Source organism: Phocaeicola sp. (genome assembly GCF_057861905.1).
The window spans coordinates 36256-42741 of the sequence record NZ_DBMACV010000026.1 but is presented as its reverse complement, the minus strand read 5'-3'; the positions used below and the strand labels follow the sequence as shown (position 1 = coordinate 42741).

The window sequence follows — 6486 nt, the reverse complement described above, 5'->3', positions numbered from 1 at the left end:
ACCGAAAAATACCGGAATGGCTGATAAAAAAACAGCAAGCAGCATCCGTAAAACGCAAAAGATTCCGGATAAAAATCGGGATGACGGGGAAAAAACACGGCGGGCACCTGTACAAAACAGGCAGAAAAGAATGCTCCGGAAACCCCAAAATGCCGGAATAGCTGATAAATTCCCTCCGGAAAGTCCTGAGAAAAGTGGAAAAATTATGGATACGGAGAAAAAAATTTCCCACACTGTACGGAAAAAACTTGAAAATGATTCGAAAGGTAAGGGAAAAATGCCCGGAAACGGGAAGCGGAAGCCGAAAAAAACAGGCTTTTCCTTCGAAAAGAATTCAGGAAAAGCACTGAAAAAACGGGAATGGGATGAAAAAATTTCTCAGCACTGGACAAAAAAATATCCCGATGAAGCGAAAAAATCTCGAAAACGGATGATCCGGATGAAAGAACAACAGAGCTTTTTTTGTCGGCAGACAACAGAAAAATGCAGGAAAAGAAGCAGGAAGAAACCCAAAAATCTATCAAGCCGCCCGAAAAAGGCATGAAAAACATACGGCTGACAAGGATAAATCCTGCCATTTGAGGGCAGTCAGATATTCAGAAACAGCTCTTTCTATTGGCAATAGTCAAGGAAAAAAGCAAAAAAGTTCGAGGTCCGGATAAAATATATCCGGAAAAAACTGAAAAGACATGTTGAAATTCTCTCCGCTTTTTGTACAAAAAATATTGTGTTTTGTACAAATTCCAAAAGTTTTTGTACAAAAGCATGAAACAAAAACGGCAGAAGCCGAGGGAAACGGCAACAACATACGGAGAAAACAACAGCAATGTCCGGAGAAAACGACGGCAGCATCCGAAGAGAACTACAGCAACATGCAAGAAAAACAACAGCAGTATCCGGAAAAAACAACGACAGCAATATCCAAGAAAAACATACCCAAAAGTCTTACGGATTCTGTACAAAAGTTTTTGAGTTTTGTGCAAAAACAATTTTTTTTGTACAAAACAAGACCAAAACAGCGGGAGAAAATCCGAAAGGAAAAAGAACCTTTTCCTGAAAAAGCAAGTGAATTTATAAAACTGGATAATAATTATAAATCTTAAAAGCAACAAAGCCTTTAAAAAGAATATAAAAGATGATTTTTCTCCTGAAATAGAAGAATATGAAAAAGAATAGAACGATAGTATTCAGTTCCACATTCTTCTCACCAGTTGACCGATTCAAACTCACGCAAAAATATTTCACTCTCACATAAATTTATAAATTTTATTTTGCAGATTATCCGAGAATTATCTTATTCGTTATCAAAAGTGTCTACAATGTAGCTCCCCGATTAATAGCATATACATATTTTCCAGCAAACAACTTAGTCCGACTTATTGATAAAAATACCTCCAAAAATGTAAACGCACATATAGGCTGAGTTTCATTTACATGAACTATCCATCATTTCATAAATAAGCATTACGCACCCTGTAAACAAAAATACTATCGAAAATACAACTATCAGATTATACCGAACGAGCATTGCTCCTCCCTCCTACCGGACTTACCCTGCTAAAAACTTCACTAATAAATAACAGACAGCAATAGACATCTACAGCTCCTACTTCCCCCAATATGCAAAAGACACCAATCGCTAAGGCTATTCTGCTGATCAATAACAACAAAAATAAAAAGCCTCCGACGTTTATCCGCCAGAGGCCTATTATACGATACGCTTATTGTAAGTTATAACTGTTCACATTCTTGCAGCCACAAAGCCGAACTTGCATCACTCGGCATGCGCCAGTCACCACGAGGACTTAAAGATACGGAACCAACCTTAGGACCATCGGGCAGACAAGAACGCTTGAACTGCTGATTGAAAAAGCGACGGCAGAAATTCGTAAGCCATTTCTTTATTGTATCTCTGTCGTATACTCCACGAAAGGCAATTTCCGCCAAATAAAAAATCTTCGCAGGGCGAGAACCAAAGCGCAAGAAATGAAACAGGAAGAAATCATGCAATTCGTAAGGCCCTACCAAATCCTCCGTTTTCTGCTTGATATTACCATTTTCGTCAGCAGGAATCAACTCAGGACTAATAGGTGTATCAATAATATCAAGAAGTGTAGCACGCGATTCTTCATCAACTCCTGTTTCCGCTACCCAAGTAACCAGATAACGAACTAGAGTTTTCGGAATGCTTGAATTGACTCCATACATAGACATATGGTCACCATTGTATGTAGCCCAGCCCAGTGCCAGTTCGGAAAGATCTCCCGTACCAATGACCAGCCCTCCCACTTTATTGGCATAATCCATCAAAATTTGAGTACGCTCCCGCGCCTGGCCATTCTCATATGTCACATCATGCACACTCATATCGTGATCTATATCCTTAAAATGCTGAATACATGCATCACGTATACTGATTTCCTTTACCGTAACCTGCAAAGAATGCATCAAATCCAAAGCATTATGATAGGTACGATCAGTTGTTCCAAAACCAGGCATAGTGATACCTACAATACCACTGCGGGAAAGCCCCAACTTATCGAAGGTCTTCACACACACCAATAGTGCCAGTGTAGAATCCAGTCCCCCGGAAATACCGACCACTACCGTCTTGCATCCGGTATGTACAAGCCGTTTTGCCAAACCAGCCACCTGAATGGAGAAAATTTCCTCGCAACGTTCATCTAACAGCTTACCGCCTTCCGGGACAAACGGATGCGGTTCGACCGGACGAGTCAAGGTACATTCATCCCCTGTCTGGGCAAGTTCCACAGGAATACGCTTCACCGGACAATCCTTGTAAGCCCGTACGCTGGCAGAGAATGTAGTATTCAGCATTCGTTCACTCCGCAAACGTTCCACGTCAATTTCGCTGATGACCAACTGTTCTTCGAAAGAAAATCTTTCGGAAGCAGCCAGTAATGTACCATTCTCATAGATAAAAGCATTTCCCGCAAATACGACGTCGGTTGTAGACTCACCAAAACCAGATGAAGCAAACACATATCCCGACAAGCAACGTGCCGACTGCTGGGCAATGAGTGAGCGCAAATACTGATGCTTACAAATATTTTCAGTATCGGCCGACATATTGAAAATTACATCTGCCCCCTGAAGAGCCAATTTAGAACTGGGAGGTATAGTAGCCCAGACATCTTCGCATATTTCTATGCCAAAACATAACTCAGCCGATTCAAATATCAAATTAGCACTGACCGGCACCTGCTGACCACACAAACGTACCATCACATCATCCGGATGAGCCGTAGAAGGTGCAAACCAGCGTTGTTCATAAAATTCCTTATAGTTCGGCAAATATGTTTTAGGAACAACTCCCAATATCTTACCACGTTGAAAAGCCACAGCACAGTTCATCAATGTCGAATTAACAACGACAGGCATCCCTACTATCGATATAATATCTAACTGACGAGTCTCATTCATGACTTGCATCAAAGCCATTTCTGCCTGTTCAAGCAATAAAGACTGTCCAAACAAATCGCCACATGAATATCCCGTAAGATTCAATTCCGGGAAAATTATAACCTGCACTCCTTTCGATTCGGCATCAATTATCAATCTACTTGCCTGCTGTGCATTGAACTGGCAGTCGGCAACCTTCACCAAAGGTATAGCAGCCGCCACTTTTACAAAACCATATTTCATATAAGTTGTTATATAAATAATGTATATCTGCAAAGATAGAAATTATTTACGGACCGAAAGGCGAAAAATAAAAAAACTAACTTTGCTTTGGTATTTAAGAAAATCTTTATATCTTTGCCAAAGAATTAAAATTGTAACAATTACAAAATATAAAAAATAACATGAACGTATACGAATATCTGCTTAGCTATAATATTAAGCCGTCCGTACAACGCATTGCAATTATGGACTACTTGCTGAAGCATCATACTCATCCGTGTATCGATGAGATATATCTTGCGCTATGTAAAGATATACCTACACTTTCGAAAACGACAGTGTATAATACACTGAAGTTATTCATCGAGCATGGAGCAGCGCGCATGTTAACCATCGATGAACGTAATGCCTGTTTCGACGGCGACACGTCGATGCACGCACATTTTCAGTGCAAGACATGCGGAAAAATATATGATATCCCGATGAAATCTGAAAGTGAAGACATCGAATCGCTGAATAAAAACGGATTCCAGATAGAAGAAATTCACCACTACTATAAAGGTGTCTGTCCGGAATGTTTAGGAAAAGAAAACGGAAATTAATAGCCATACAAGGCTAAATGAAATATTACTAATAACTAAAATTTTTTTTGACTTATGAAAAAATTTATCTGTACTGTATGTGGTTACATCTATGAAGGTGAAACAGCTCCTGAAAAATGCCCTATGTGTAAAGCTCCTGCTTCTAAATTCAAAGAACTGGAAGAATCAGCAGAAGGTGGTCTGCAATTCGTTGACGAACATGTTATCGGCGTAGCCAAAGGTTGCGATGACGAAATGATTAAAGACCTGAACAACCATTTCATGGGCGAATGCACAGAAGTTGGTATGTATTTGGCTATGAGCCGTCAGGCAGACCGTGAAGGCTATCCTGAAGTAGCTGAAGCTTTCAAACGCTACGCATGGGAAGAAGCAGAACACGCTGCAAAATTTGCAGAATTGCTGGGTGATTGCGTATGGGATACAAAAACTAACTTGGAAAAACGTATGAACGCTGAATGCGGCGCTTGTGAAGACAAGAAACGTATCGCTACTCGTGCAAAACAGCTGAATCTGGATGCAATTCACGATACTGTTCATGAAATGGCTAAAGATGAAGCTCGTCATGGTAAAGGTTTCGAAGGTCTGTACAACAGATATTTCAAGAAATAATATTTCCTACCATAATTTATCGGAGAGGAGGTCATTCTGTCAAAAGGAGTGATCTCCTTTCTTTTTTAATGCACCTTTCCATTCCAACGAATCCAATATTTCATATTCCCTGATACGTAATTTATAATACAGAAACGACTAATATACTTGACTACCGCTTCTTTCCCTCAACAATACAACTTCCAAGTTGCCAATACAGAATGGTATCAGGAATCTGATAAGCGTTACAGATTCTATCCCTGAATCTCACATTCATTTCAGAGCCTTGATCGATAATATTCTCCACTTCCGACAATAAAAAAAGCGACTCCGTTCTCGGGAATCGCTTCATTCTGCAATATATTTTTTATTAATTAGCAGCAGAATCTTTGGCAGCAGGAGCAGCAGCAGGCTGATCTGTCGCAGCATCCGACTGAGGAGCTGCAAATCCTGCAGGAGCATTCAACGGATTTGTTTTCTGTTCTTTCACAGCTTGATCCATTATAACAGATGAACCTTCATTGGCACTAGGAATAACATAAGCAGTCGCAACGCTTACTACAACCATAAAAATAGCCAGTCCCCAAGTCAGTTTCTCAATGAAATCTGTTGTTTTGCGAACACCCATAATCTGATTTGAGGCAGCAAAACTAGAAGAAAGTCCTCCTCCTTTAGAATTCTGTATCAATACGACAAAGCACATTAACACAGCTGCAAGTACGATTAATCCAACAAATAATAAATACATTTTCTTTTATTTTGATTTAGCGTTAATAATCAATTTTTCTAAAAATCTTATTTGGTCTGCAAAGTAAGCATTTTTTTTTGGATATTTCAAATTTAATTTTTTAATAATTTCGAGAGCTTTATCATATCTTTGCTGTTTTACGTAAATTTTTGCCAGTGTTTCGGTAAAATAACTTTCATCCAATTCATCGTCAAGCTTTTCAGGCCCTTCTTCGGGTTCTAACGAATCCGCTTCCGTTGTGCCTACTTCTTCCTGATCCGATACTGAGGAATCATCAGTCAAGGAGGTCTTTTCTGTAGAATCAACCTCCGGCAATTTCACTTCCTCTAAAGCTGTATTCTTATCATCATCATCCAAATCCCTTCCAGCCTCCTGCAATAAAGTATCACTCTGCTTCACAACACCCGTAGTTGATATTTCTGATTTTTCAATGAAATTATCAATCAATTCCTGCCCTTTCAGCATTACCGGTTTTGTAGAAGTATCATCGGGTTCCTGCAATAAAATAGAAGTATAATCAACACTTACCTCCGAAGGTAAAGGCAAATCCATGGCAGGTTCTTCCGATAAATCGGATAAAAAGCGGTCTATTAAATCCAAGGTACGATCGGATGACTGATTTTCTTCCGCTAATGTTTTTTCCGAAGAATGCTTCTTGATAACCAAGCGTTCTCCTTCAATATAATAGAAAAGTACACTCAAATCAGCTATATACAATGCACTTTTCCTCAATTCCTCCTTAAAGCTGGCATCCTGCAGCAGAAACAAATTTTTAAGATAAAGCAAACGGGCGGTCTGGAAATAAGGATAGCGAGCTACCAGCCCTCTCAGTTCGAACAAGCTATCTTTATTCAAGTACTCTGGATGCAGTATCCATTCATGTAAACGTTGCTGAATCATCTT

Annotated in this window: 6 protein-coding genes; 3 read left to right on the top strand and 3 right to left on the bottom strand. The window is 39.6% G+C overall.

Annotated elements, in window-relative coordinates; genetic code table 11:
* Nucleotides 1-689: 689 nt before the first annotated feature.
* Nucleotides 690-1103 (top strand): hypothetical protein, encoded by a 414-nt coding sequence (locus tag ACZM60_RS07035; RefSeq protein ID WP_489521139.1) that lies wholly within the window; start codon nt 690-692, stop codon nt 1101-1103.
* 628 nt (nt 1104-1731) lie between these two features.
* Here ACZM60_RS07035 and ACZM60_RS07030 read toward each other — a convergent pair.
* Nucleotides 1732-3666 carry an NAD(+) synthase gene (locus ACZM60_RS07030; protein ID WP_021970196.1) on the bottom strand — a complete coding sequence of 645 codons (1935 nt, stop codon included), beginning with the start codon at nt 3664-3666 and terminating at the stop codon, nt 1732-1734.
* 161 nt (nt 3667-3827) lie between these two features.
* Here ACZM60_RS07030 and ACZM60_RS07025 point away from each other — a divergent pair, with 161 nt between their 5' ends.
* Both ACZM60_RS07025 and ACZM60_RS07020 read left to right on the top strand, forming a co-directional pair.
* Nucleotides 3828-4247: a Fur family transcriptional regulator gene (locus ACZM60_RS07025; RefSeq protein ID WP_021970197.1), complete on the top strand. Its 420-nt coding sequence runs from the start codon at nt 3828-3830 to the stop codon at nt 4245-4247.
* Between the two features lie 54 nt (nt 4248-4301).
* Nucleotides 4302-4856 carry an NADH peroxidase gene (locus ACZM60_RS07020; protein ID WP_021970198.1) on the top strand — a complete coding sequence of 185 codons (555 nt, stop codon included), beginning with the start codon at nt 4302-4304 and terminating at the stop codon, nt 4854-4856.
* Nucleotides 4857-5205: 349 nt separating this feature from the next.
* Here ACZM60_RS07020 and secG read toward each other — a convergent pair whose 3' ends face one another.
* Together secG and ACZM60_RS07010 are read right to left on the bottom strand one after the other, a co-directional pair.
* Nucleotides 5206-5583, bottom strand: coding sequence for a preprotein translocase subunit SecG (secG, locus tag ACZM60_RS07015; protein WP_021970200.1), 378 nt, complete (start codon nt 5581-5583; stop codon nt 5206-5208).
* A gap of 6 nt (nt 5584-5589) precedes the next feature.
* Complete coding sequence (locus ACZM60_RS07010) at nt 5590-6483, bottom strand: DUF8458 domain-containing protein (protein WP_489521138.1); 894 nt, start codon at nt 6481-6483, stop codon at nt 5590-5592.
* Between the last annotated feature and the right edge of the window lie 3 nt (nt 6484-6486).